The organism is Streptomyces sp. NBC_00669 (assembly GCF_036226785.1).
Taxonomy (GTDB): Bacteria; Actinomycetota; Actinomycetes; order Streptomycetales; family Streptomycetaceae; genus Actinacidiphila.
The window spans coordinates 7,496,570-7,522,853 of the sequence record NZ_CP109018.1 but is presented as its reverse complement, the minus strand read 5'-3'; the positions used below and the strand labels follow the sequence as shown (position 1 = coordinate 7,522,853).

21 protein-coding genes are annotated in these 26,284 nt (G+C 74.0%); 4 read left to right on the top strand and 17 right to left on the bottom strand.

All coding sequences use genetic code 11. The annotated features are described in order from the left end of the window. Nucleotides 1–269: 269 nt before the first annotated feature. Together OG896_RS31725 and OG896_RS31720 are read left to right on the top strand one after the other, a co-directional pair. A complete protein-coding gene (locus tag OG896_RS31725; protein WP_329370824.1) occupies nt 270–1,199 on the top strand; it encodes a hypothetical protein in 930 nt (309 codons plus the stop codon). 241 nt (nt 1,200–1,440) lie between these two features. Then, nucleotides 1,441–1,824 (top strand): hypothetical protein, encoded by a 384-nt coding sequence (locus OG896_RS31720; RefSeq protein WP_329370822.1) that lies wholly within the window; start codon nt 1,441–1,443, stop codon nt 1,822–1,824. A 186-nt stretch (nt 1,825–2,010) separates the two neighbouring features. On the opposite strand, the gene der is transcribed toward OG896_RS31720, so the two are convergent. The 4 genes from der to OG896_RS31700 form a co-directional block, all read right to left on the bottom strand. After that, the gene (gene der, locus OG896_RS31715) at nt 2,011–3,468 is read right to left on the bottom strand and encodes a ribosome biogenesis GTPase Der (protein WP_329370820.1); all 1,458 of its coding nucleotides are present in this window, start codon (nt 3,466–3,468) and stop codon (nt 2,011–2,013) included. Between the two features lie 99 nt (nt 3,469–3,567). Further along, entirely contained in the window at nt 3,568–4,155 is a 588-nt protein-coding gene (locus OG896_RS31710; protein WP_328473928.1) for a lysophospholipid acyltransferase family protein, read from the bottom strand. A gap of 113 nt (nt 4,156–4,268) precedes the next feature. Beyond that, nucleotides 4,269–4,946 carry a (d)CMP kinase gene (gene cmk / locus OG896_RS31705; protein ID WP_328462481.1) on the bottom strand — a complete coding sequence of 226 codons (678 nt, stop codon included), beginning with the start codon at nt 4,944–4,946 and terminating at the stop codon, nt 4,269–4,271. A gap of 191 nt (nt 4,947–5,137) precedes the next feature. Beyond that, nucleotides 5,138–6,223 carry a prephenate dehydrogenase gene (locus OG896_RS31700; RefSeq protein ID WP_329370818.1) on the bottom strand — a complete coding sequence of 362 codons (1,086 nt, stop codon included), beginning with the start codon at nt 6,221–6,223 and terminating at the stop codon, nt 5,138–5,140. A 243-nt stretch (nt 6,224–6,466) separates the two neighbouring features. Between OG896_RS31700 and OG896_RS31695 the strand changes: the two genes are divergently transcribed. Continuing rightward, complete coding sequence (locus OG896_RS31695; RefSeq protein ID WP_329370816.1) at nt 6,467–7,210, top strand: nucleotidyltransferase domain-containing protein; 744 nt, start codon at nt 6,467–6,469, stop codon at nt 7,208–7,210. A 49-nt stretch (nt 7,211–7,259) separates the two neighbouring features. On the opposite strand, the gene OG896_RS31690 is transcribed toward OG896_RS31695, so the two are convergent. The 10 genes from OG896_RS31690 to OG896_RS31645 form a co-directional block, all read right to left on the bottom strand. Then, nucleotides 7,260–8,078 (bottom strand): nucleotidyltransferase domain-containing protein, encoded by an 819-nt coding sequence (locus tag OG896_RS31690; protein ID WP_329370814.1) that lies wholly within the window; start codon nt 8,076–8,078, stop codon nt 7,260–7,262. A 117-nt stretch (nt 8,079–8,195) separates the two neighbouring features. Continuing rightward, nucleotides 8,196–9,269 carry a pseudouridine synthase gene (locus OG896_RS31685; protein WP_329370813.1) on the bottom strand — a complete coding sequence of 358 codons (1,074 nt, stop codon included), beginning with the start codon at nt 9,267–9,269 and terminating at the stop codon, nt 8,196–8,198. Next, nucleotides 9,269–9,985 carry an SMC-Scp complex subunit ScpB gene (gene scpB, locus OG896_RS31680; RefSeq protein WP_328462491.1) on the bottom strand — a complete coding sequence of 239 codons (717 nt, stop codon included), beginning with the start codon at nt 9,983–9,985 and terminating at the stop codon, nt 9,269–9,271. The genes OG896_RS31685 and scpB overlap by 1 nt, the downstream gene beginning before the upstream one ends. Continuing rightward, complete coding sequence (locus OG896_RS31675; protein ID WP_329370811.1) at nt 9,985–11,214, bottom strand: segregation and condensation protein A; 1,230 nt, start codon at nt 11,212–11,214, stop codon at nt 9,985–9,987. The genes scpB and OG896_RS31675 overlap by 1 nt, the downstream gene beginning before the upstream one ends. 215 nt (nt 11,215–11,429) lie before the next feature. Then, complete coding sequence (locus OG896_RS31670) at nt 11,430–12,086, bottom strand: hypothetical protein (protein WP_329370809.1); 657 nt, start codon at nt 12,084–12,086, stop codon at nt 11,430–11,432. After that, nucleotides 12,071–13,162 (bottom strand): ParA family protein, encoded by a 1,092-nt coding sequence (locus tag OG896_RS31665; RefSeq protein ID WP_328462497.1) that lies wholly within the window; start codon nt 13,160–13,162, stop codon nt 12,071–12,073. Before OG896_RS31665 ends, OG896_RS31670 begins: the two co-directional genes overlap by 16 nt. Nucleotides 13,163–13,421: 259 nt before the next feature. After that, nucleotides 13,422–14,537, bottom strand: coding sequence for an alanine dehydrogenase (gene ald / locus OG896_RS31660; protein ID WP_328473930.1), 1,116 nt, complete (start codon nt 14,535–14,537; stop codon nt 13,422–13,424). A 226-nt stretch (nt 14,538–14,763) separates the two neighbouring features. Next, nucleotides 14,764–16,950: a tetratricopeptide repeat protein gene (locus tag OG896_RS31655; RefSeq protein ID WP_329370806.1), complete on the bottom strand. Its 2,187-nt coding sequence runs from the start codon at nt 16,948–16,950 to the stop codon at nt 14,764–14,766. Between the two features lie 592 nt (nt 16,951–17,542). Continuing rightward, nucleotides 17,543–18,166: an NUDIX hydrolase gene (locus OG896_RS31650; protein WP_329370804.1), complete on the bottom strand. Its 624-nt coding sequence runs from the start codon at nt 18,164–18,166 to the stop codon at nt 17,543–17,545. A gap of 53 nt (nt 18,167–18,219) precedes the next feature. After that, a complete protein-coding gene (locus tag OG896_RS31645) occupies nt 18,220–19,875 on the bottom strand; it encodes a CTP synthase (protein WP_329370802.1) in 1,656 nt (551 codons plus the stop codon). 535 nt (nt 19,876–20,410) lie between these two features. Here OG896_RS31645 and OG896_RS31640 point away from each other — a divergent pair. Beyond that, nucleotides 20,411–22,237, top strand: a complete 1,827-nt coding sequence (locus OG896_RS31640; protein ID WP_329374395.1) for a glycoside hydrolase family 15 protein — start codon at nt 20,411–20,413, stop codon at nt 22,235–22,237. Between the two features lie 18 nt (nt 22,238–22,255). Here OG896_RS31640 and OG896_RS31635 read toward each other — a convergent pair whose 3' ends face one another. The 3 genes from OG896_RS31635 to recN all read right to left on the bottom strand — a co-directional run bounded on the left by OG896_RS31635 (nt 22,256) and on the right by recN (nt 26,248). Beyond that, nucleotides 22,256–23,383, bottom strand: coding sequence for a glycosyltransferase family 4 protein (locus OG896_RS31635; RefSeq protein ID WP_402449448.1), 1,128 nt, complete (start codon nt 23,381–23,383; stop codon nt 22,256–22,258). 132 nt (nt 23,384–23,515) lie between these two features. Then, complete coding sequence (locus tag OG896_RS31630; protein ID WP_328462505.1) at nt 23,516–24,346, bottom strand: hypothetical protein; 831 nt, start codon at nt 24,344–24,346, stop codon at nt 23,516–23,518. 123 nt (nt 24,347–24,469) lie between these two features. After that, nucleotides 24,470–26,248: a DNA repair protein RecN gene (gene recN, locus OG896_RS31625; RefSeq protein WP_329370800.1), complete on the bottom strand. Its 1,779-nt coding sequence runs from the start codon at nt 26,246–26,248 to the stop codon at nt 24,470–24,472. Nucleotides 26,249–26,284: the final 36 nt, after the last annotated feature.

Genomic DNA, 26,284 nt, shown 5'->3' with positions numbered 1-26,284 from the left:
GCGGGGCTGACAAATCAGATGAGTCCGACAAGTTCGACAGTTCGATCATCGGGCCACGCTAAGCATGGCCCCACCCCGGAAGTCGGCTGGCACGGCCCGCCAGGCCCCGCACCTCACTCGTATGGAGCACGCGCGCGAGGCAACCCGTACCCCGCAAACCGTGACCCCCCGCGCGGGCCGTCCGTTGTCACAGTGCGCCGGGACCCGCCCGGCGGCCGAACCTTCGGCCCGCATTCGTGACCGCAGCACCGCACTTCCAAGGAGACTCCGTGGCGCCCATGCTCGACGTGAGTGATGAGGTACGAGCCGAGATCGGCGACGAGGAGACCCAGCGGCTCCTCACCGGCGAGAGCTCGCCGGGCACGTACGACTGCACGTCCTGCCGCACGCCCGGTGACAGCGGGCAGGAGCGGACCAGCACCGTGCTGTTCGTGGGCGACGAGACCGCCGTGCTGGCCTTCGCGCACGCCGCGTGCATCCCCTCGCAGGTCGTGCCGGTGTCCGAGGCCCAGTTGCAGGGTGCGGTGGCCGGCATCTCCGGCGGCGCGCTCGCGGAGAGCCCCGGCGCGGGCCTCCCCGGCGGGCCGCCGCCGCACGCCGAGCCGCGCACCGAGCCGCGCACCGAGCCGTACGGCGGGCCCGCGGGCGGTGGCGCGGCAGGTGGCCAGGGCGCGGGCGGCCGGACCGCCGACACCCCCGCCGTGCCCGACCTCGACCTCGCGCCCCGGCAGGCGGTGCTGGGCATCACCTGCGGTCTGATCATCGTGGAGGACCAGCTCCGCCCGGCACTGGTCGTCGAGCCGACCGGTCCGGTCGCCCGGGTCGGCTCCACCGGCGGCGGCGACGACTTCCTGCCGCTCCTCATCGAGCAGGGCTTCGTGCCCCAACTCGACCTGGAGGCACGGCCGTCTCCGCTGCCGGGCTGGTCGGTGCTGCTGGCCATGGGCAAGCTGCACGCCGTGCTCCAGCCGGGCGCCAACGGCGGCCCCGCCGCGGCCTGGTGGCAGGCGCACCAGCCGCTCCAGGTCAGCGACGGCTGGCGGGCCGCGGTGCAGCGCGGGAACGAGGTGTACGTGTACGCGGGCCCGGCCGGCTCGATCGGTCGCCAGCCGCGCGAGGACCTGATGCGGGACGCGCTGGCCCGGGCCTGCTCGCGCGGCCAGCTCGTCGCGGCCGCCATGCCGCTGTCCGGAACCTGACCAGCGCAACCTGATCAGCGGATCGTCGGAGCATTCCACCGATCGAGGGGCGCGCACAGCACGCTGTGCGCGCCCCTCGCACGTCCGCCCGCCGCCAATACCGCCAACACCCTGTTGACCTGGTCAAAGATCGGCAATTCAACCGCGCGGCCCGCATCCCGCCCGGCGCCGGGTCGTTGGCAGTTACGTGTACAGCTTCGACGCCTCCTCCCGAGCCCCTTACCAGCGCTACATCCCGTCCATGCGCACGGCGCAGGACGCGACCGGAGGCGGTGCGTCGAACACGCCGATCTACGATGCGCTGTACTCGGAATACCGCAGGCTGTTCCGGGCCCTCCCCGGCGATCGCAGCGGCGAGGAATCGCTGCAGTTCAAGGGGTTCGCGGCCTGGCACGCGGAGTACCCGCCCTTCGCGCCGGGCGGCCGCCACCGCGGTGACCCGGGCGGCGCGGCCGGGACCGGAAACGGCGGGGTGAGCGGGGCCAACGGCGGCCCGGGCGGCGGGGCGAACGGCTCGGGCGGCGCCGCGAACGGGCCTGGCGGCCGGACCGGGCGGCGCGGCGGCGCGAACGGCGACGGCCCGGCGGCTCTGCCCCCGGGCCGCGGCGACAACCGGATGCGGTAGCGGGAGCCGGCGGGCGGCACGGGCACATCCGGCAGCGGCCCGGCGCGGCGACCGCCGACAACCGGCGCGACCGCCGCCGACCGCCGCCGACAACCAGCGCGGCCGCCGCGACAACCGCCGCGACCGCCGATACGCGCCGGGGAGGTCCGTGGGCCGCGGCTCGTACCACCGCGGCCCGCGGCGCCGTTACTTCTTCCGGCCCCGCTTCTCCCGCACCCGCACCGACACCTGGATCGGCGTGCCCTCGAAGCCGAACTCCTCGCGCAGCCGGCGCTCGACGAACCGGCGGTAGCCCGCCTCCAGGAAGCCGGACGCGAAGAGCACGAAACGCGGCGGCCGGGTGCCCGCCTGGGTGCCGAACAGGATGCGCGGCTGCTTGCCCCCGCGGATCGGGTGCGGGTGGCCGGAGACCAGCTCGCCGAGGAACGCGTTCAGCCGTCCGGTCGGCACCCGGGTCTCCCAGCCGGCCAGCGCGGTCTCGATCGCCGGGACCAGCTTCTCCATGTGCCGCCCGGTCCGCGCCGAGACATTGACCCGGGGCGCCCACTGCACCTGGACGAGGTCGCGCTCGATCTCGCGTTCCAGGTAGTAGCGGCGCTCCTCCTCCATCAGGTCCCACTTGTTGTACGCGATGACGACGGCCCGGCCCGCCTCGACCGCCATCGAGATGATCCGGGTGTCCTGCTCGGTGAGCGTCTCGCTCGCGTCGACCAGGATCACCGCGACCTCGGCCTTCTCCAGCGCGGCCGCGGTGCGCAGGGAGGCGTAGTAGTCGGCGCCCTCGGTGAGGTGCACCCGCCGCCGGATGCCCGCGGTGTCGATGAACTTCCAGGTCACGCCGCCGAGCTGGATCAGCTCGTCGACCGGGTCGCGGGTGGTGCCCGCGACCTCGTTGACGACCACCCGGTCACTGCCCGCCACCTTGTTCAGCAGCGACGACTTGCCGACGTTGGGGCGGCCGATCAGCGCGACCCGGCGCGGGCCGCCGAGGGCCTCGCCGAAGGTCATCGCGGGCGCCTCGGGCAGCGCCTCCATGATCGCGTCCAGCAGGTCGCCGGTGCCGCGGCCGTGCAGCGACGAGATCGGGTGGGGCTCGCCCAGGCCGAGGCTCCACAGCGCGTACGCGTCGGCCTCGCCGGAGGGGCCGTCCACCTTGTTGGCGGCCAGCACCACGGGCTTGCCGGCCCGGCGCAGCAGCTTCACGACCGCCTCGTCGGTGTCGGTGGCGCCCACGGTCGCGTCGACCACGAAGACCACCGCGTCGGCCGCCTCGATCGCGAACTCGGCCTGCGCGGCCACGGACGCGTCGATGCCGAGTACGTCCTGCTCCCAGCCGCCGGTGTCGACCAGCTTGAAGCGCCGGCCGTTCCAGTTCGCCTCGTAGCTGACGCGGTCGCGGGTGACGCCGGGGCGGTCCTCCACGACGGCCTCGCGGCGGCCGATGATCCGGTTCACCAGTGTCGACTTGCCGACATTGGGGCGGCCGACGACGGCGAGCACCGGAAGCGGGCCGTGGCCGGCCTCCGCGAGGTCGTCGGCGACCTCCTCCGGGTCGAAGCCCTCCTCCTCGGCGAGCTGCATGAACTCGGCGTATTCGGCGTCGCCGAGCGCGTCGGCGTCGCCGTGTTCGTATCCCTGGTCCATGAGGTCTCTCCGTCGATCAGCAAGAAGTACGTGGGCGCCGTTCCCGGTGCGGCCGGGCGGCGCGCGGCCCGCGGGCCGGGTCGGCCGGCCGGGCCCGGGTCACGCCCGGCCGGTGGCCCGCCTGGCCTCGGCGAGGTGCGCGGACAGGTGCGCCTGGATGCGGGTGGTGGCTTCGTCGAGCGCGGTACGGGTCCGCCGCCCGCTGCCGTCGCCGGCCTCGAAGGGCTCGCCGTAGACGACGTCGATCCGGGCGCGCAGCGGCGGCAGCCCGCCGACCAGCCGGCCGCGGCGGGCGCTGCCGAGGACGGCGACCGGGACGACCGGGGCGCCCGAGCGCACCGCGAAGTACGCCAGTCCGGCCCGCAGCTGGGCGAAGTCGCCGTCGCCGCGGGTGCCCTCGGGGAAGATGCCCAGCACGCCGCCCTGCTCCAGCACGCCGAGCGCCGCGGTGATCGCACCGCGGTCGGCGCCGGAGCGGTCGACCTTGACCTGGCCGATGGAGCGCAGGAACAGGTCGAGCGGGCCGACGAACGCCTCCTTCTTCACCAGGAAGTGCAGGGGTCGCGGGCAGGTGCCGATCAGCATCGGCCCGTCGACGTTGTGGCTGTGGTTGCCCGCGAGGATGACCGGGCCGTGCGCCGGCAGCCGCCAGTCGCCGAGTACCCGGGGACGCCACAGGCCGTTCATCAGCCCGATGCCGATGCCGCGGGCCACCGCGGCGCCGCGCGCGCTCGGCAGCGGCGGCGCGGACGGCGCGCCCGCCGGTGCCGCGGGCGCCGCCAGGGTCTCGCGCTGCGTACTCACCGAGCCGCTCGCTTCTCCCCGACCAGTGCGACGACCTGCTCGACGACCTGCTCGAGGGTGAGCTCGCTGGTGTCGACCTCTATGGCGTCGTCGGCCTTGGCCAGCGGCGAGGTCTTGCGGCCGGAGTCGGCGGCGTCGCGCCGGACCAGGGCGGCCTGGGTGTCGGCGACGGACTGCGCGCCCTTCAGCTCGCCGCTGCGGCGGGCGGCGCGGACCTCGGCGGAGGCGGTGAGGAAGATCTTGACGGTGGCGTCGGGCAGCACGGTGGTGCCAATGTCACGGCCCTCGACCACGATGCCGGCGGGCGCGGCGGCGGCCGCGGCGCGCTGGATCTCCACCATCCGGGTGCGCACCTCGGGAACGGCGCTCACCGCGCTGACCGCGGCGGTGACCTCCTGGGTGCGGATCGGGCCGGAGGCGTCCAGGCCGTCCACGGTGATCGCGGGGGCGGCCGGGTCGGTGCCGGCCACGATCGCCGGCTTGCCCGCCTGGTCGGCGATGGCCAGCGGGTCGCCGACGTCCACGCCGTTGGTCAGCATCCACCAGGTGATCGCGCGGTACTGCGCGCCCGTGTCCAGGTAGCTGAGGCCCAGCCGGGACGCGACCGCCCTGGACGTGCTGGACTTGCCCGTGCCGGAGGGGCCGTCGATCGCGACGATCACCGGATTTGACACAGCGGGTGGCCTTCCTCGTGCACGGATGCGGGTGCGGGCGGGCCGGCGGGCGCCGGATGCCATCCCTCAAGGTTACCGGCCCCCCGGGTGGCCCAGCGCCACCCAGGCCGGGCGGGGCCGGGCCGAGCCGCCACGCCGGGCACGGGGCGTCGCGGAACCGGTCGACGGGGCCGGGCGGGCCCCGACCGCGGCTACTGCCGCAGCGCCCAGCCGCGCTCCCGCAGCGCCGCCGACAGGACGGTGGCGCTGCGCGGCTCGACCGTCAGGTTCACCAGGCCCGCCTGCTGCCCGGTGGAGTGCTCGATCCGCACGTCCTCGATGTTGACGCCCGCGGCGCCCGCGTCCGCGAAGAGCCGGGCCAGCTCGCCGGGCTGGTCGCCGATGAGCACGGCGACGATCTCGTACGGCTTGGGGGCGGCGCCGTGCTTGCCGGGGACCTTGGCGCGGCCGGCGTTGCCGCGGCGCAGGATGTCCTCGATGCCGGCCGCGCCGCCGCGCCGCTTGCCGTCGTCGGCGGACTGCAGGGAGCGCAGCGCGGTGACGGTCTCGGTGAGGTCGGTGGCCAGGGCGTCGAGCACATCGGCGACCGGACCGGGGTTGGCGGCCAGGATGTCCATCCACATGCCCGGCTCGGACCCGGCGACGCGGGTGACGTCGAGGATGCCCTGCCCGCACAGGCGTACGGCGGCGTCCTCGGCGTGTTCCAGGCGGGCGGCGACCATGCTGGAGACGAGCTGCGGGGTGTGCGAGACGAGCGCGACGGCGCGGTCGTGCGCGTCGGCGTCCATCACGACGGGGACCGCGCGGCACAGGGCGACCAGTTCCAGGGCGAGGTTGAGCACCTCGGTGTCGGTGCCCGCGGTGGGGGTGAGCACCCAGGGGCGGCCCTCGAAGAGGTCGGCGCTCGCCGCCAGCGGGCCGGAGCGCTCCCGGCCGGCCATGGGGTGGGTGCCGATGTAGCGGGTCAGGTCGCAGCCCGCGGCGTCCAGCTCGCGGCGCGGGCCGCCCTTGACGCTGGCCACGTCCAGGTACCCGCGGCCCAGGCCCGCAGCGATCACCTCGGCGAGGGTGGTGGCCACATGGGCGGGCGGCACCGCCACGATCACCAGGTCCACGGGGTGCGGCGGCTGCCCCGAGGAGCCCGCGCCGAGCGCCTCCGCGGTACGCGCTGCGGATTCGTCGTGGTCCCTCAGGTACACGTCGACACCGCGGTCGCTGAGGGCGAGCGCGGCCGAGGTGCCCATCAGGCCGGTTCCGATGACGAGGGCGGTCCTCACGAAGGTGTCCTTGCGGGGTGCGGCGGCGGGAGTACGGGCCGGCGGTACGGTCCGCGACCAGCGTAGCCAGGGCGCGGCGCCGGCGCGGGGCGGACCGCGGACCGAGACGGGGCGGAGCCGTACGGCGAAGCCTCGGACTTCCCTGGCGTCCCACCGGTCCCGCCCGTTGCGGGTCGCCCGTGGTCACCGCGGGGAAGGTGAAAATCGCGCGCCCGGTCCGATGAGATGACCATAATCGCCCTCATGCGCGATTCGCTGGGGGACGACGTGGGGCACGAACTGGTCAGGGACCACACGGTCTACGCGTGCGTGATGGGCTCGCGCGCCTTCGGACTGGCCACGGACGCCAGCGACACGGACCGGCGCGGGGTGTTCGTGGCGCCGACCCCGCTGTTCTGGCGGCTGGACAAGCCGCCCACCCATGTCACCGGGCCGCGGGACGAGCAGTTCTCCTGGGAGCTGGAGCGCTTCTGCGTGCTCGCGCTGCGCGGCAACCCGAACGTGCTGGAGTGCCTGCACTCCCCCATCGTCGAGCACGTCGACGCGACCGGCCGCGAACTGCTCGACCTGCGGGGCGCGTTCCTCTCCCGCCGCGCCGAGGCCTCCTTCCGCGGGTACGCCGCCCAGCAGCTCGGCAAGCTCGAAGCGGACCTGCGCACCCACGGCCGGCCCCGCTGGAAGCACGCGATGCACCTGCTGCGGCTGCTGCTGAGCTGCCGCGACCTGCTGCGCACCGGCCGGCTCGGCATCGACGCGGGCGAGCACCGCGACCGTCTCCTCGCGGTCAAGCGCGGCGAACTCGGCTGGGACGAGATCCGCGCCTGGACCCGCACCCTCCACGAGGAGATCGACGCCGCCTCCAGCCGCACCCCTCTCCCGCCCGAGCCGGACCGCACCCGCGTCGAGGACTTCCTGATCCGCGTCCGCGGCACCTCCGCCGTCCCCGCCCTGCCGCCGCTGGTGCCCGACGCCAGCCACTCCTCGTGACCGCTCGTCCTGGGCGCACCTCGTAACCGCTACTCCCGGCCGCGCGCGCTCACACGGCGGCCTCGCGGGTGCGGACCACCAGGTCGTGGAGAGCGTCCTGGGCGGTGGGGCGGTCCAGGAGCCGGGAGGTGTCCTGGGCAGCGGTCAGGGTGCCGTGCAGGGCTTCGACGTCGGCGCCGAGCCGGCCCGCGGGCAGTCCGGGGGTGGGCGCGTGCTCGGCCTCGGCCTTGGCCGCGATCAGGTCCGGGAGGTAGGCGGGCGCCTCGGGTACTTCCGCCAGGAGGGTGGGGAGGTGGGACAGCACGCGCCCGGTGCGCATCAGGTGGATGCCGGTGAGCAGCACCCGGAACGTGTAGAGGAGCGGCTTGAGTTCGCCGTTCTTGAGGTGCAGACGCCACTGGGTGGCGGCGAAGCCGCGGTAGTGGTGGGCATGGCCGGCGGTGATCACGCCGGGCGCCAGCGCGGCGAGCTCGGCGTGGACGCCGGTGGTGTGGACGACCAGCGGGGAGAGCAGCTGCTCCAGCACGTAGCCGTTGCGGCGCAGCATCAGCCGGACGAACTTCAGCAGGTCGTGGGTGACCAGGTCCAGGTCGAGACTCCCGCGCTGCCACATCCGGGTCCTGGTCGGCTCGCCCTCGTGCAGGCCGATCACCTCGCGCAGCGGCAGCAGGTGCACCCCGCGCAGGTCGACGTCGGAGTCCTGGGAGGGGAATCCGTACAGGTGCGCGCCGGAGACGGTGACGAACAGCAGCTCGGGGCCGCTGCCCAGCAGGTCGCTGACGGCGGGGGCGAGGTCGGGCACCTGTGCGGCGGAGAGCGTGGCCAGGGCGGCGACGGGGGCGGTGGCGGAGGAGGCGGGCGCGGTCATGCGCCCATCCAACCGCCAGACGCGGACGCGTGGCGAGGCGGCGGGCACGGGTAAGTGGCCGCCGCCTGGAGGGCGCCCCTTACCGGGGGGCGCCTGCCGTCGCGTTCCCGTCGCGTTCTACAGGTCGACCTCGCGCATGAGCATGCCGACCTCGGTGTTGGTGAGGCGGCGCAGCCAGCCGGACTTCTGGTCGCCGAGGGGAATCGGCCCGAAGCTGGTGCGCACCAGCTTGTCGACGGGGAAGCCGGCCTCGGAGAGCATGCGGCGGACGATGTGCTTGCGGCCCTCGTGGAGGGTGACCTCGACCAGGTAGTTCTTGCCGGTGTTCTGCACGATCCGGAAGTGGTCGGCGCGTGCCCAGCCGTCCTCCAGCTCGATGCCGTTCTTGAGCTGCTTGCCCAGGTCGCGGGGCAACGGGCCCTGGATGGCGGCGAGATAGGTCTTCTTCACGCCGTAGCGCGGGTGGGTCAGCCGGTGGGCCAGCTCGCCGTGGTTGGTGAGCAGGATCAGGCCCTCGGTCTCGGTGTCGAGCCGGCCGACGTGGAAGAGCCGGGTGTCGCGGTTGGTGACGTAGTCGCCGAGGCACTGCCGCCCGTCGGGGTCCTCCATGGTGGAGACCACACCGGCCGGCTTGTTGAGCGCGAAGAACAGGTACGACTGCGTGGCGACGGTGAGCCCGTCGACCTTCACCTCGTCGTGGTCGGGGTCGACCCGCATGCCCTGCTCGGTGACGATCTCGCCGTTCACCTCGACGCGGTGCTGCTCGATCAGTTCCTCGCAGGCCCGCCGCGAGCCCATGCCGGCCCTGGCCAGCACCTTCTGCAGCCGTTCGCCCTCCTGCTCGGCGCCGGGGAAGGTCTTGGGCGTCTTGACCTGCGGCTTGTTGTGCCGCTCGCGGTTGCGCTGCTCGATCTGGGCGTCGAGTTCGCGCGGCCGGGCCGGGACCGGCTTGCGGCCGCGGTTGCCGGTCGGCCGGGCACCGGGCTTGGCGCCGCCCGCGTCCTTGGTGCGGGGCATGCCGCCGGGCTTGTTCGCACCGGACTGGCCGGTGCCGCCGACGTCGTAGCGGCGCTCCTCCGGACGCGGCTTGCGGGGACGCCCCGGCTCCTCGCCGCGCCGGTCGGCGGAGCCGCCGCCGCTGCCGCCGCGGGGTTTCCGGTTGCCGCCGCTGTTCCTGTCGCTGCTTCGCATCAAGGTTCCGTAATCGAGGTGATCGAGTTCGAGTTCGTCGGTGGATCGTCCGGGGCGTCCGGATCGAAGGACGGGAGCCCTTCCGCGGACTCCGCCTCGACCGCTTCCGCCTCCGGCAGGAACGGGGCGAGCTCGGGCAGCTCGTCAAGGCTGCGCAGGCCCATACGTTCCAGGAAGTAGTTCGTCGTCCTGTACAGGATCGCACCTGTCTCGGGTTCCGTCCCACCTTCCTCCACCAGCCCGCGCTGGAGCAGGGTGCGCATCACGCCGTCGCAGTTCACTCCGCGCACCGCCGAGACCCGGGACCGGCTCACCGGCTGCCGGTACGCCACCACGGCCAGCGTCTCCAGCGCGGCCTGGGTCAGCCGGGCCTGCTGGCCGTCCAGCACGAAGCTCTCCACTGCCGGCGAGAAGGCCGGCCGGGTGTAGAAGCGCCAGCCGCCAGCGACCAACCGCAGGTCAAAGCCCCGGCCCTCGCGGGTGTAGTCGTCGGACAGCTCGCGGAGCGCCTTGCCGACCGCCCGCCGAGGCCGGCCCAGCACCTTCGCCAGGTGCTCCTCGGTCGCGGGCTCGTCCACCACCATCAGCACCGCCTCCAGCGCCGGCTTCAGCTCCAGCTCGGCGGTCGCGGCGGCGAGCAGCCCGGCCGGGGCGGCCTCACCGGCGGCGGCAGCGGCTCCGGCGGCGGCTCGCGTGAGGTCGGTCACGTCGGTCATCACTGCTCTCCCTTCCCGGCGGTGCCGGGCTCGGTGGTGTCGTCGGCAGCGGTGGCGGCATGAGCGCCCGAGGCAGGGCCGGCCGCGCCAGGGCCGACCCCGGGACGACCGGCCCCGGTGCCACCGGCGTCCGTACGACCGGCGTCCGTACGGCTGCCCGCCGGGGCGGCCTCCTGGTCGAACTCGTCGGTCACCAGGGGCGCCGCGTCCTCGGCCGTGCCCGTCCAGCGCACCTGGAGCGCGCCCAGCGCCTCCTCCTGGTCCAGCGCGACCGCCTTCTCCCGGTACAGCTCCAGCAGCGCCAGGAAGCGGGCCACGACCGTGAGCGTGTCCGCCGCGTCGGCGGTCAGCTCGCCGAAGCTCGCCGCGCCCCGCTCGCGCAGTATGGCGATCACGTGCTCGGCCTGTTCCCGCACGCTCACCAGCGGCGCGTGGATGTGGTCCACGTACACCTGGGGCTTCGGCTTGGGCTGCATCGCCTTCACCGCGAGGCGCGCGAACCGCTCGGGGCCGATGCTCAGCACCACCTCCGGCAGCAACTCCGCGTGCTGCGGCTCCAGTCCGACGGTACGGGGGTGGCGCAGCGCCTCCTGCTCCAGCCGCTCCGCGAAGATCGCCGCGATCTGCTTGTACGCGCGGTACTGGAGCAGCCGTGCGAACAGCAGGTCCCGCGCTTCCAGCAGCGCGAGATCCGCCTCGTCCTCCACCTCCGCGGCGGGCAGCAGCCGGGCCGCCTTCAGGTCCAGCAGGGTGGCCGCGACCACGAGGAACTCCGTGGTCTGGTCGAGGTCCCAGTCCGGGCCCATCGCGTGGATGTGCGCCATGAACTCGTTGGTGACCCTCGACAGCGCGATCTCGGTCACGTCGAGCCGGTGCTTCGAGATGAGCTGGAGCAGCAGGTCGAACGGCCCCTCGAAGTTGGAGAGCCGCACGGTGAAACGGTCGCCGGCGGTTGGAGGTTCGGCTTCACCCGCCGCCTCGGCCACCTCCGGCACCACGGGTTCGGCTTCACCCGTCCCCCCGGGTACTTCCGCCACCACGGGTTCGGCTTCACCCGTCCCCTCGGGCACCTCCGGCACCACAGGCTCGGCTTCTTCCGCCGCCTCGGCCACCTCCGGCACCACAGGTTCGGCTTCTTCCGGCGCCTGTTCCGGGGCAGCAGCCGGTTCCGGCTCGGCGGCGGCGCCGCGGCCGAGGCTGCGACGGGGGCTGGCGGGTGAGGTGGGCATCGAGGTCCTGATCGGCGACGTGGTGTAAGCAGGCTACTCGCCACAGCAGGTCGCGCCCCGTGCCCGAGCGCCGCGCCATCGTGTCTTGCCGCGCGGTTCCCCGCGCCCCTTCGGCGTGACCGCCTCCGCGCGGAGCAGCGGAGCAGCGGAGCAGCGAAGCAGCCGCACAGTCCCATGGGCGCCCCGGCGGGTCAGGGCGCCGCGGCCCGCCGGGACTAGCGTCCCCGCAGCCGACGGACCAGGATGCTCGCGTCCCCACGGGATTCGAGGTCGGCCAGCACGACGGCGACCGCCTCCCGGACGATCCGCCCGCGGTCGATCGCCAGTCCGTGCTCGCCGCGCAGCACCAGGCGGGCGTGCTCCAGGTCCATCAGCTCCTCCGCGGAGACGTAGACCGTGATCTTCTCGTCGTGGCGCTCGCGTCCGCTGGGCCTGCGGTTCTGCCGGGCCGCCTTGCGCCGGGCGGGCGCGGGCGGCTGGGGCGTCGCGGTGATCGGCGGCGGCGTGGGCTTCTGCGAGGTAACCGTCGCGGTGGCCACGGGGGTGGCCGTGGCGGCGGCCTGCACCGTGCCGTTGCGCTCGGTACTGCGGTCACCGACGCGCTCTCCGGCGCCCGGGCGGCGCTGGCCGGGCGGGACCGGGTGCGTGCCGTCGCGACCGGTGTGCTCGTCGCTCCGCGCGGGCGCGGACCCGTTCGCCGTGGGGACGGTGGAGGCGCCGGGCGCGCCGCCGTTGCCCTGCGAGCCCGGTCCGCCGGACCGCGCGTCAGCGTCCGCCTCGGCGCCATGGGACGGCGGGGGCGCCTGGAGCGCCGCACCACCGGTGGTCCGGAACAGCTCGTCGGCGCCCGGCAGACTCACTCGGCGTGGCACCGGGCGAGCACCTCCCTGGCGAGTTGGCGATAGGCGGCGGCACCGACGGAGTTGGACGCGTAGGTGGTGATCGGCTCGCCGGCCACGGTGGTCTCCGGGAAGCGCACGGTACGGCCGATGACGGTGTGGAAGACGTGATCGTCGAACGCCTCGACCACCCGGGCCAGCACCTCGCGGCTGTGCACGGTGCGGGAGTCGTACATCGTGGCGAGGATGCCGTCGAGTTCGAGTTCGGGGTTGAGCCGCTCGCGGACCTTCTCGATCGTCTCGGTGAGCAGCGCGACCCCGCGCAGCGCGAAGAACTCGCACTCCAGCGGCACGATCACCGAGTGCGCCGCGGTCAGCGCGTTGACGGTGAGCAGGCCGAGCGAGGGCTGGCAGTCGATGACGATGTAGTCGTAGTCGGACATCAGCGGCTTGAGGGCGCGCTGGAGCGCGGACTCGCGGGCCACCTCGCTGACCAGCTGCACCTCGGCGGCGGACAGGTCGATGTTGCTCGGCAGCAGGTCCATGCCGGGCACCGCGGTCTTCAGCAGCACCTCGTCGGCGGCGAGGCCGCGTTCCATCAGCAGGTTGTAGACGGTGATGTCGAGTTCCATCGGGTTGACCCCGAGGCCGACCGACAGGGCGCCCTGCGGGTCGAAGTCGACGAGCAGCACGCGACGGCCGTACTCGGCGAGCGCGGCACCCAGGTTGATGGTCGAGGTGGTCTTGCCGACCCCGCCCTTCTGGTTGCACATCGCGATGATCTTCGCCGGGCCGTGGTCCGTGAGCGGGTTCGGGATCGGGAAGTACGGCAGCGGGCGGCCGGTGGGGCCGACGCGTTCGCGGCGCTGACGGGCGGCGTCGGGCGCGAGCGTGGCGGCGTACTCCGGGTCCGGCTCGTATTCGGCGTCCGGGTCGTAGAACTGACCGTCTTGCAGGTCGTGGTCGTCGTCGTAAGGAGCCATGGCGTAACCGGGGATTGTCTCCGTGGTCGTCGTCTCGGGCCGGCGGGACTCAAAGGTACGGACCGCAACGGAACCGACGGTCGTTCCTGGTTGACCACCTCCGGGAGCAAATGTCGACTCGTTCACAAGTCGTCTTACCTCCTTGGTGACCAGGAAACATCTAGATAGGTCAGCGTGACTACAGCCGACGTTTCGCGACTCTATGGCGTGTCGGTGGTCCGCAGCAACACAATCCGCCGGACACGGCATGATGTGTCGGGAACCGAACACCCCGCTGTCAAGGGCGTAACCACGCGAACGGCGGGGTCTCGATGGACAAGACCCCGCCGTGCAGGCGCAGTTGGCGCAACGTGCCGATGAGTGACGTTTTTTCTGCTGCCGGAGCTCAGCCCAGCACGGTGTGCAGGTCAGTGGCGTCGAGGTCGTGCGCCTCGGCGACAGGGCCGTAAACGACCTGCCCCTCATGGGTGTTGAGGCCGAGGGCGAGTGCCGCGTCGCGCCGCAGCGCCTCGCGCCAGCCGCGGTCGGCGAGTTCGACGATGTACGGCAGCGTCACGTTGGTGAGCGCGTAGGTCGAGGTGTTGGGCACCGCGCCGGGCATGTTGGCCACGCAGTAGAAGACCGAGTCGTGCACGGTGAAGGTCGGTTCGGCGTGCGTGGTGGGACGCGAGTCCTCGAAGCAGCCGCCCTGGTCGATCGCGATGTCGACAAGTACAGATCCCTGCTTCATCCGCGAGACCAGCTCGTTGGTGACCAGCTTGGGCGCCTTGGCGCCGGGCACCAGCACCGCGCCGACGACGAGGTCGGCATCGAGGACGGCCTGCTCCAGCGCGAGCGCGTTTGAGGTGATGGTCTGCACGCGGTTGCCGAACACCTTGTCGGCCTCGCGCAGTTTGTCGACATCCTTGTCGAGCAGGGTGACGTGGAAGCCGAGACCGAGCGCGATGGTGGTGGCGTGCCAGCCGGAGACGCCCGCGCCGATCACCACGGCGCGGCCGGACTTCACCCCGGGCACCCCGCCGGGCAGCACACCCCGGCCGCCGGCCGAGCGCATCAGGTGGTAGGCGCCGACCTGCGGGGCGAGCCGCCCGGCGACCTCGGACATCGGGGCGAGCAGCGGCAGCCGGCGGCCGGGGGTCTCGACCGTCTCGTACGCGATCGCGGTGGTGCCGGACTCCAGCAGCGCGTCGGTGCAGGCGCGGGAGGCGGCCAGGTGCAGGTAGGTGAAGAGGATCTGGTCCTTGCGCAGCCGGTGGTACTCCTCGGCGACCGGCTCCTTGACCTTCAACAGCAGGTCGGCGGCGCCCCACACCTCGTCGGCGGTGCCGAGGACGGCCGCGCCGGCGGCGAGGTACTCCTCGTCGGGGATGGACGAGCCGCCCCCTGCGCCCTGCTCGACGACGACCTCATGGCCGTGCCGGACCAGTTCGTGCACACCGGCCGGGGTGATGGCCACGCGGAACTCGTTGTTCTTGACCTCGCGGGGGATGCCCACCTTCACGTCGATCACGGTCCTTGCACTGAGGAGGTTCGGGAGGGTGTGGCCATGTATCCGGTATACGGACATGGCCCAGCATCGCATGACACACCGGACGTGCCCGGCTTGTATGCGGCGAAACTCAGTTTAGTGAAGGAGGAGCCGGTGTCCAGCCTTACAAAGTGGTGGGTTTGGCGGAGACCATTGGCAGTTTCGTAGGCTGACAGCCCCTGGGAACGAGAACGGCCGGTCAGAAAGCCGGGAGCTCACCGGCCCGGAGCAGGCGGCGGGAGGCGGCGCGCTGGAGATCGGCGCCCCCGGTGTCGCCGAGGTGCTGGAGCGCGTCGGCCAGCCGCAGCAGCACCGCGGCCTCCAACCGGCGCTCGCCGACCTGGCGGGCGTAGTACAGCGCGTCCCGGCAGGTGCGCAGCGCGTCCTCGGGCAGCCCGGCGTACTCCTGGACCCGGGCCGCCTCGACCAGCGCCCGGGCCTGCGAGGCGAGGTCGCCGAGCCTGCGGTGCGTCCCGGCCGCCGCGCGCCACTCCCGCAGGGCCTGGGTGTGGCTGCCGAGGTACGTCAGGACCGCGCCGATCCGGGCGTGCAGCCGTGCCTGGTCGACGAGTTCGCCGCGGCCCTGGCGCAGCGCGAGCGCGCGGCCGAACCAGTCCCCGGCCCGCGACAGGTCACCCAGTTCGAGGTAGCAACCGCCGATCGCCTCCAGCACGCGGCCCTCGGCCCCGGTGTCGTCGGCGGCGCGGGCGGCTTCGAGCGCCTTGCGGTAGGCGGTGACGGCGTGGTCGGTCCGGCCCGCCTCCGCGTCCAGGTCGGCGAGGTTGATCAGCGCGGCGGCCTTCTCGCGCGGCAGGTGGCGGCGCTCGGCGACGGTGAGGGCCAGGGTGTGCAGTTCGTAGCGGTCCGCGCGCGCCAAGGGGCGGCGCAACCCGGCACCCGCACCGGGGCGGCCGGGCCGGCCCGTCGCTCCGGGGCCCGGCCCGCCCGCGGGCAGGGCGAGCAGGGCGCGGACCAGTGCGGCGATCAGCCGGCGGGCGAGGGTGTCGAGTTCGCCGTCGGCCACGGCGGCGCGGGCCGCGGCCATCAGCGCCGGGCGGCGGGCCAGCAGCCAGTCGGCCGCGGCGGCGGGCGAGGCGAACCGTACGGTGCCCGGAAGCGCGTCGGTGCCGCCCTCGCGGGCCAGCGCGACCCGGCACGACTCCAGCAGCCGTACGGTCCGCTCCAGCATCCGGGCCCGGGCCAGCGTGATGTCCTGCGGGCGGTCGGTGCCGGCCAGCAGCGCGCGCAGCAGCGGTTCGAGGCAGCCCGGCACCCGGTACAGGCCGTCGGCGGCGCCGCGGACCAGCAGCGCGGAGTCGGCGAGGCCGGCCAGGGCGCGGTCGGCGGCGTCCACCGCGCAGCCGGCCAGCGCGGAGGCGACATGGGCGTCGATGCTGCCGGCCGGGGCGAGCACGAGGCTGCGCAGGAGGCGGGCGACGGCGGGCGGAAGGGTGCCGTAGGCCGCCCGGAAGGCGCGCAGCAGTTCGGCCGGCGCGGCGGGGCGGCGTACGGCGGCGGGCTGCTCGGGGGCCGCGCCACCGTCCGCGGCGTCACCCGTGGCGGGAGCGGAAGCGGGAGGCGCGGGGGCGGCCGGCACGAGCGGGGTGTCGGGAGTGGCCCGCAACTGGACGGCCGCCTCCGACAGGGGCATACGGGGCTGGGCCGCGAGCCAGGCGGCGGCGAGCCGCAGCGCGGTGGGGTGGCCGGTCAGCTCCTGCACGAGCGTCTCGGCGGCGCGCGGGTCGTTGGTGACCCGGGTGTCGCCGATGGTGTGGGCGAGCAGCGCGAGCGCGGCGGGGGTGTCCAGGCCGCCGAGGGTGCACGGGCGGACGTCGGGGATGCCGGACAGCGGGCCGTCGGCGGTCGCCACCACCAGGCTGCCGGGCGACTCGGGCAGCAGCCCGGAGAGTTGGTCGGCGCGCGCCACGTCGTCGAGGACGAGCAGCAGCCGGCGCCCGGTGGTGGCGGAGCGCAGGACGGCCACCGGGTCGGCGGCGGGCTCCGGCCCGGACGCGGTGCCGGCGCGGCCGGGAGCCGCCTGCCCGGGCACCGCGGGACGGCCGGCGGCGGGCCGCCGCGCGGCGAGGGCCCGCAGGAGCGCGCGGGCGGTGTCCTCGGCGGGCACGGGGGCGCCGTCGGTGTCGGTGAGCCGGAGGAAGTACTGCCCGTCCGGGTACGCCGCCGCGACCTCCCGGGCCAGCTTGACCGCCAGCTCGGTGCGCCCGGTGCCGGGGCGGCCGACCACCAGCAGCACCCGGCCGCGGTCCGGCTGCTTCCCGCCGGCCACGGCGAGCCCGGGCCGCACGATGTCGGCCCGCAGCTGGGCGAGTTCCCGCTCGCGTCCCACGAAGTACGCGGCCGTCTCGGGCAGTTCGCGCGCGGCCACGGTGCCGACGGGTTCGACGGGTTCGACGGGTTCGACGGCGGGACGAGGGGGCGGGCCGCCTGCGGATGGGGAGACGGGCGGGGCGGGCGCGGCGGCCGGCGGGTGCGGCGGCCGGGGCGGCACCGAAGAGGCCGGTACGGGGACGGCCGTACGTACAGGTGCGGCCGCCGGTACGGGTGCCCCCACCGGCTCGGCTCCCTCAGCCGGCTCGGCTGCCTCCACCGGCTCGGCTCCCTCAGCCGGCTCGGCTGCCTCAGCCGGCCTGGGTTCCTGCGCCGACCGCTCGGGCTCCGCCGCGGCCGGGGCGCCCTCCGTCGCCGCCTGCTCCGGTTCCCGCACCGGTTCCGGGTCCGCCGGGGACCCCGGGGACCGCTCGGGCGCAGGGCTCCCCGTCTCGTCGGTGCTCCCCGCAGGGGACCGTCGCGGGTCGAGGGCCTGGTCCGGCACTGGCGCACTCCCGGAGGTGAGGTGGTGCCCCGGGAAGGGGGCGCGTCGAGCCTAGTTCACGCCCGGCACCGCGCCCCCGGGTCCGTGGCCGACAGGGGCGCCAATGATCACCCTTTCAGCTCTCCGCGCGCCCGCCTGACCGCCCTCACGCGGTGAACGGCCGGGCCGGCCACGGCGACTCCGCCGGGCGCAGCGTGTCCACCCCGCCCGAGGCGAGCGCGGCGTTGAGCGCGAGCACCCCGACCACCAGGCAGCTGTTGTGGAGTTCGCCGGCCAGCACCCCCTGGACCAGCTCGGCCAGCGGCACCCGGGCGTACTCCAGGTCGGCCTCCTCCTCGCTGACCTCGAAGCGCTCGCCCTCGGCCTCGGAGACACCGCGGGCCAGGAAGACCCGGACCGCCTCGTCGGAGCCGCCGGGGGTGGTGTAGACGTCGGCGAGCACGCTCCACTCCTCGGCCTTGACGTGCGCCTCCTCGTACAGCTCGCGCTGGGCGGCGTGCAGCGGGTTCTCGCCGGGGATGTCGAGCAGTCCGGCGGGGATCTCCCAGAGCTTCTGCCGGACCGGGTGCCGGTACTGCTTGAGCACCAGGACGCGGTCGGCGTCGTCGAGGGCGAGGACCGCCACGGAACCGGGGTGGACCTGGTAGTCACGGCTGACGGTGGAGCCGTCGGGCATCACCACCTGGTCGGTGCGCACACCGGTCTTCTTGCCGGTGAAGGGCGTGGAGGTGGCCGTGACCTGCCACTCCTGCGGAGTGTCCTGGAGCATGCTGCGCCTTCCGGGGTGTCAGGGGGTCGGATCGACGGGAGAGCAGCCGGCGATCAGCGGTTCGCCTGGGCCGCGACCGCTGCCTTCACCAGGCCGGCGAAGAGCGGGTGCGGCCTGGTCGGCCGGGACTTCAGCTCGGGGTGGGCCTGCGTCGCCACCAGGTAGGGGTGCACGTCACGCGGGTACTCGACGTACTCCACCAGCTGGTTGTCGGGCGAGGTGCCGGAGAAGACCAGGCCGGTCTTCTGCTCCAGCTCGGCGCGGTAGGCGTTGTTGACCTCGTAGCGGTGGCGGTGCCGCTCCTCGACGTAGGGCTGGTCGCCGTAGACCTCGCGGACGATGGAGCCCTCGGCGAGCTTGGCCGGATAGGTGCCCAGCCGCATGGTGCCGCCGAGGTCGCCCTTGCCGTCCACGATGTCGAGCTGCTCGGCCATGGTGGAGATCACCGGGTGGGCGGTGGCGGGGTCGAACTCGGTGGAGTTCGCGTCGGCGATCCCGGCGAGGTTGCGGGCGGCCTCGATCACGATGCACTGCAGGCCCAGACACAGGCCGAGCAGCGGGAGGCGCTGCTCGCGCGCGTAGGTGATGGCGCCGACCTTGCCCTCCACGCCGCGGTCGCCGAAGCCGCCGGGCACGCACACCGCGTCGACGCCGGCGAGCTGTGCCGCGGCGCCGGCGGGGGTCTTGCAGTCGTCGGAGGCGACCCACTTCACGGTGACACGGGCGTTGTTCGCGAAGCCGCCGGCCCGGATCGCCTCCGTGACCGACAGGTAGGCGTCGGGCAGGTCGATGTACTTGCCGACCAGGGCGACGGTGACCTCGTGGGCGGGTTCGTGCACCCGCTTGAGCAGGTCGTCCCACTGGGCCCAGTCCACGTCGCGGAAGGGCAGGTCGAGCCGCCGCACCACGTAGGCGTCCAGGCCCTCGGTGTGCAGCACCTTGGGGATGTCGTAGATCGAGGGGGCGTCGATCGCGGCGACCACCGCGTCCTCGTCGACGTCGCACATCAGCGAGATCTTCCGCTTGATCGCGGTGGGCACCTCGCGGTCGGCGCGCAGCACGATCGCGTCGGGCTGGATGCCGATGTTGCGCAGGGCCGCCACCGAGTGCTGGGTCGGCTTGGTCTTCAGCTCCCCGGACGGGCCGATGTAGGGCAGCAGGGAGATGTGCACCACGAACACGTTGTCGCGGCCGACCTCGTGGCGGACCTGGCGGACCGACTCCAGGAACGGCAGCGATTCGATGTCGCCGACGGTGCCGCCGACCTCGGTGATGACCACGTCGACGTCGCCGCCGGCCATCCGCCGGATACGGGACTTGATCTCGTTGGTGATGTGCGGGATGACCTGGACGGTGTCGCCGAGGTACTCGCCGCGCCGCTCCTTGGCGATCACCGTGGAGTACACCTGGCCGGTGGTGACGTTCGCGGAGCCGGCCAGGTTCACGTCGAGGAAGCGCTCGTAGTGGCCGATGTCGAGGTCGGTCTCGGCGCCGTCGTCGGTGACGAAGACCTCACCGTGCTGGAACGGGTTCATCGTCCCCGGGTCCACGTTGAGGTACGGGTCGAGCTTCTGCATGGTCACGCGCAGGCCGCGGGCCTTGAGCAAGGCGCCGAGGCTGGAGGCGGTGAGCCCCTTGCCCAGCGAGGAGGCCACCCCACCGGTGACGAAGATGTGCTTGGTCGTCGAGGATTTCGGCGCAATTGCCAAGAGGGGGCTCCCGTGGTCGCGAGGTGAGGGTCGGGACGGCGCTCGGTTCGTTCGCGCCGTCGCGGCGGTTCAGTGGTTCACAGCCCACCGGCCCACGGGCTACCAGGGTATCAGCGCCTCCGGGCGCGAATGGCGGCAGGCGCGGGCCGCCGGGGAGTGGTCACCGCACGACGACGGCATGGCGATGATGTGAGGAATCCGTGGTGACCGCGCGGACGCCGGGTGCCGATCGCGTGCACGGCGGTCGGCGTGCGAGGCTGGACGGCGGGCACGTACCGTGTCTGCCTGCGGTGACGTCCGATCCACGCGTACCGGGGCGCGTGTCCACCCGACCGGCGGAGTGAAGATCAGGGAGAGGCGCGCACCGCTCGCTGTGAGGACGTATTCTGCTCGAACGCATTGCGCGAGCGACCGGCACGGCACCATCCCCGCCCCTCTCCGGATCACTAGCTCGTCCACAGTTCCAGAGCTGATTTGCCGTAGGAATTGCCCCCATACCGCAAGACCGTCCCAGCGGGGGCGGCGCCGTGTTCGACTGGAGTTTCACGTGGCCGGGCGTATCGAGGACTACGCACTCATCGGTGACATGCAGACCGCCGCACTGGTCTGCAGGGACGGCACCGTCGATTGGCTGTGCCTGCCGCGGTTCGACTCGCCGGCGGTCTTCGCCGGCCTGCTCGGCACCGACCAGCACGGCTTCTGGCGGATCGGCCCGGCCGTCGCCGAGGGCGCGAAGACGCCGGACGCGACACGCCGCCATTACCGCGGCGAGTCGCTGGTCCTGGAGTCGGAGTGGGACACCCGCACCGGCACGGTCCGGGTGACCGACTTCATGCCGCCGCGCGACGGCGCGCCGCAGGTGATCCGGATAGTGGAGGGCGTCAGCGGCCGGGTGCCGATGCGCTCCTCCCTGCGGATGCGCTTCTCCTACGGCCAGATCGTGCCGTGGGTGCAGCAGGTCGGGGACCGCACGGTCGCGGTGGCCGGCCCCGACTCGGTGTGGCTGGACACCGATGTCGAGACCTACGGTGAAGACCTGACCACGTACAGCGACTTCACCGTCTCGCCCGGTGACCGGGTCTGCTTCACCATCAGCTGGGAGCCGTCGCACAAGCCGCAGCCCTCTTTGCCCGACCCGCTCGGCTCGCTCGCCGCGACCGAGGACTTCTGGCGGGAGTGGGTGGAGCAGTGCACCTACACCGGCCCCTACCGGGAGGCCGTGATCCGCTCCCTGATCACGCTCAAGGCCCTCACCTACGGGCCGACCGGTGGGATCGTCGCCGCGCCCACCACCTCCCTGCCGGAGGACATCGGCGGGGTGCGCAACTGGGACTACCGCTTCACGTGGCTGCGGGACGCCGCGATCACGCTGTCCTCGCTGCTGCGCACCGGCTACCGCGACGAGGCCCGCGCCTGGCGCGAGTGGCTGCTGCGCGCGGTGGCCGGCGACCCGGAGAACCTCCAGATCATGTACGGCATCGCCGGCGAGCGTGAGCTGGGCGAGAACATGCTGCACTGGCTGCCCGGATACGAGGGCTCCTCCCCGGTGCGGGTCGGCAACGGCGCCGCCCACCAGCTCCAGCTCGACGTCTACGGCGAGGTCACCGAGGCGCTGCACCTGGGCCACATGACCGGCCTGGCCCGCAACGACTACGCGAGCGTGCTCCAGCTCAGGCTGATCCGCTACCTGGAGAAGCACTGGATGGAGCCCGACGAGGGCATCTGGGAGGTGCGCGGCCCGCGCCGCCACTTCGTGCACTCCAAGGTGATGGCCTGGGTGGCCGTCGACCGCACCGTCAAGCTCATCGAGTCCGGCGAGATCGACGGCCCGCTGGAAGAGCTGAAGGAACTGCGGGACGAGATCCACTACGACGTGTGCGAGAAGGGCTACGACCGGGAACGCAACACCTTCACCCAGTCCTACGGCTCGCGCGAGCTGGACGCCTCGCTGCTGCTCATCCCGCAGATGGGCTTCCTTCCCCCGGACGACAAGCGGGTGATCGGCACCATCGAGGCGATCCAGCGGGAGCTGTCCACGGAGGACGGGTTCGTGCTGCGCTACCCGACCTCGCGCAGTGACGCCAGCGGCGACGAGAACCTCGACGGGCTGCCCGGCGACGAAGGGGCCTTCCTCGCCTGCTCGTTCTGGCTCGCCGACGACCTCGCGATGATCGGCCGCGTGCAGGAGGCCCGCCGCCTCTTCGAGAAGCTGCTCGCGCTCCGCAACGACCTCGGGTTGCTCGCGGAGGAGTGGGACCCGCGCCGCCAGCGCCAGGTCGGGAACTTCCCGCAGGCGTTCAGCCACGTGCCCCTCATCGACACCGCCCTCCGCCTCACCGCCTGCGGCGCCTTCCAGGCGTAAGGGGTCACCCCGGCGGGTTCAGGGGCCCGTCAGCTCGTCGTAGACGCTGAGGACTTGGGCCACGGTGTCGTCCTCGGTGGGCCAGGTGGCCGCCTGGGCGCGGCCGGCGATCGCGAGGGCGGTGCGCCGGTCCTGGTCGGCGAGGAGATCGGTGACCGCGCGGGCGAAGACGTACGGGTCGCCGTAGGGGACGAGCAGGGCCGCGTCGCCGACGAGTTCGGGGGTGCCGCCGACCGCGGTGGCGACCAGGGGGACGCCGGCGTACAACGCCTCCTGCGCGATCAGGGGGCGGCCCTCCCAGCGGCTGGGCAGCACCACGAGGTCGGCGGCGGAGAGCAGTTCGGGGACGTCGTCGCGCCGCCCGAGCAGCACCGCCGGCAACTTCTCGGCGTCGATGCGGTGTTCCAGCGCCGCCCGTTCCTGCCCCTCCCCCGCGATCACCAGCAGCGGCCGCAGTTCGGAGTCGGCCCAGTGCGCGGCCGCCGTCAGCAGGAAGTCGTACCCCTTGGAGGGTTCGAGGCGGCCCACCGCCAGCAGCAGCGGCCGCTCCTCGGCACCGAACTCGGCCCGGACCCGCTGCTTCCTGCGCTCCCCGTCGGCGGGCGGCAGCGGCGGGCGGGCCGGCGGTCTCGGTACGGCCGCGGGCGCCAGCCGCACGTCGTGGGCGCCGTGGCCGCGGGCCCGGTCGACCAGGTCGGAGGAGACCCCGAGCACCACGGTGGCCGCGCGTACCGCCCGGCGTTCCAGCCAGCGCGCCATCATCCCGGCCCGGCCCCGGGCGGGTGCCTCCCCGCCGTGCCAGGTCACCACCAGCGGCACCCGGCGACCGCCGAGCGCGAGGGCGGCGAGCAACCCGGCCCGCAGGCCGTGCGCGTGGACCACGCTCGCGCCGGCGCAGGCGGACCGCAGCGCCGCGACCGCGGGGGCGTCGGCGGCCGCGGAGCGACCGAGTTCGATCGGGGAGAACCGCGCACCGGCCGCCGTGAAGCCGTACTCGGCGTCGATGCCGGCCGGACCGCAGACGGTGACGTCCACCCCGCGCGCGACGAGTCCGGCCGCCAGCGAGCGGACGTGCGCGCCCACCGCCGTGCTCAGCACGTGCACGGCGTTGAGCTGCCCCTGAACGGGGTGCGGGCTGCTGCTCACGCGGGCGGGGCTCCTGACTCGGCGGACGCTGCTGCGGCGGACGCGGATACGGGCGCCCGGTCCAGGATGCCAGGCCGTGGCCCTGGCCTGACCGCCGCGGAGGGCATCCTTGCCGCCCACCCCCGGCCGGGATCACCCATACGGGTGTGCCGTACGGCCCCAGGCGTCGAACCGCCGCACCACGGGGGCCTTCCAGAACCGTTCGCCCGCGCCGACCCGGTCGCCCACCGCGGCCAGCGCGACCACCACCGCCGCGTGGGTGACCAGCGCGGTACGGCCGTCGGCGAGGGCGAGCGCCGCGCCGAGTGCCGCGCCCAGCGCGTGCGCGCCCGCGTCACCGAGCATCGTCCGCTCGTGCAGGTCGTCGCCGAGCACCGCGGCGGCCGCGCCGAGCGGTGCGGAGGCGAGCACCGCGCCCGGGCCACGCCGCAGCAGGTTCGGCAGCCCGGCGGTGATCACGGCCTTGGCGGCGCGGCCGGGCGCCACGTCCGCGAGGTTCACCGCGTGGGCGCTGCCCGCGATGACGACGCCGGCCAGCATCTGGTCGAGCGGCCTGGCCTTGAGCAGCACGCCCGCCGCCAGGCCCGCCGCGCCGATGCCGAGCAGCTTCACGCCGCCGGAGGTCAGCCGCCGTTCCCGCAGGGCGCCGAGGTGCGCCGCGAAGCCACGCTCGCCCGGCACGCCCTTCTGGTCGTCGTACGCCCCGCAGGCGCCGGCCGCGAGCGCGGCGCCGACCGCGGCGATCCGGGCCCGCGCGCTCACCCCGCGGGCCGCGGCCATCGCGGTCGCGGCTCCCGCTGCCGCCGCGAGCCCGCCGTACAGCTCCACACCGCGGCCGGCGTGGTTCGTGCGCTGCCACATGCGTGCCTCGACGGGTGGCCTGCGGCGCAGTTGGCGGTAGGCCGCGCGGGTCGCCGCGGCAGCCGCGGCCCCCACCGAGAGGTGTCCGCTTCTCGGGTTCACCGTGTCCGGCTCCTCGCCGTAGTTGGTTGCGGTCGCGTCCCCGGGCCGGGTCGTGCCCCCGGGCAGCCGGCCATCGTCAGGTGGCCCCGGACCCGACCGGACGGGACGGCCCGGAGGACGCGTTCAGCGGGACGCCTTGGCCGCGGCGAGGAGTTCCTCGGCGTGGGCGCGGCCCAGCTCCGAGTCCTCCAGCCCCGCGAGCATGCGGGACAGCTCGCGCACGCGGTCCTCCCCTTCGAGCACGGAGACACCGCTGCGGGTGACGGACCCGTCGTTGGTCTTCTCGACCAGCAACTGCCGGTCGGCGAAGGCCGCGACCTGCGGAAGGTGGGTGACCACGACGACCTGGGCAGTGCGCGCCAGCCGGGCGAGCCGCCGGCCGACCTCGACCGCCGCCTTGCCGCCGACCCCGGCGTCGACCTCGTCGAACAGGTACGTGGGCACCGGGTCGGACCCGGCGAAGACCACTTCCACCGCGAGCATCACCCGGGACAGCTCACCGCCGGAGGCGCCCTTGGCGATGGGCCGCGCCGGAGAGCCGGGGTGCGGGGCGAGTTGGAGCTCGACCTCGTCGGCGCCGGTGGGGCCGTGCACGACCGCGCGGCCGCCGACCTCGATCCCGGTCGCCGGGTCGGCCGCCTCGGTCTGCCGGATCGCGACGGTCACGCGGGCGTGCGGCATGGCGAGTTCGGCGAGTTCCGCGGTGACGGCGACGGCGAACCGTTCGGCCGCCTCGGTACGGGCGTCGGTGAGGTGCTGGGCGAGGTCGCCGAGTTCGGTGCGCAGCCCGTCGCGTTCCGCGGTCAGCTCGGCGATCCGCTCGTCGTCGCCTTCGAGTTCGGTGAGCCGGGTGGCGCTGCGCTCGCCCCAGGCGAGCACCGCGTCGATGCCGCCGCCCTCCCCCGCGTCGGCGGCGTCGGTGCCGTACTTGCGGACGAGGTGCGCGAGGACGGAGCGGCGCTCCTCGACGGCGGCCAGCCGCAGCGGGTCGGCGTCCAGGTTGTCGGCGTATCCGGCGAGTTCGCCCGCGACGTCGCCGGCGAGGATGCCGATCTCGCCGAGCCGCACCGCGAGGTCGGCCAGGACCGGGTCATGGGCGCTGACCGCGTCCAGCGCGCGCTGGGCAGCCGCGATCACGGTGCCCGCGTCGACGCCCTCGGGGTCCTCCGGGTTCCCGGCGAGGCCCGCGTGCGCGAGGGTGGCCGCGGAGGCGAGCGCCTCGGCGTGGCCGAGGCGTTCGGCCTCGGCGGCGAGTTCGACGTCCTCGCCCGGCAGCGGCTCGGCCGCGGAGATCTCCTCGACGCCGAAGCGGAGCAGGTCCGCCTCCTGGGCGCGTTCCCGGGCGCGGGTGGTCAGTTCGTCGAGCTGCTCGGCCACGTCCCGCAGCCGGCGGTACGCGGAGCCGTACTTCACCAGCGGCCCGGCGACGGCGTCGCCCGCGTACCGGTCCAGGGCCTCGCGCTGCCGCGCCGGGCGCAGCAGGCCCTGCTGGTCGGTCTGGCCGTGCACCGCGACGAGCTCGTCGGCGAGTTCACCGAGCAGCCCGACCGGCACGCCCCGGCCGCCGACGTGCGCGCGAGAGCGCCCCTCGGCCGAAACGGTACGGCTGATCAGCAGGGCGCCGTCGTCCAGCTCGGCGCCCGCCTCCACGGCGCGCACCGCGGCCGGCGCCCCCGGGTCGAGGCCGATCCGGCCCTCGACCACCGCGTGCTTGGCGCCGATCCGCACCAGCGCGGGGTCGGCGCGGCCGCCGAGCAGCAGCCCCAGACTGGTGACGACCATGGTCTTGCCCGCGCCGGTCTCACCGGTCACCGCGGTGAAGCCGGGGGACAGCTCCACCACGGCATCCTCGATGACTCCGAGCGACCGAATCCGCATTTCCTCCAACACGGATACGACCATACGAGGTTTCGGCTGGCCGTGGGACCGCCCGGGGTA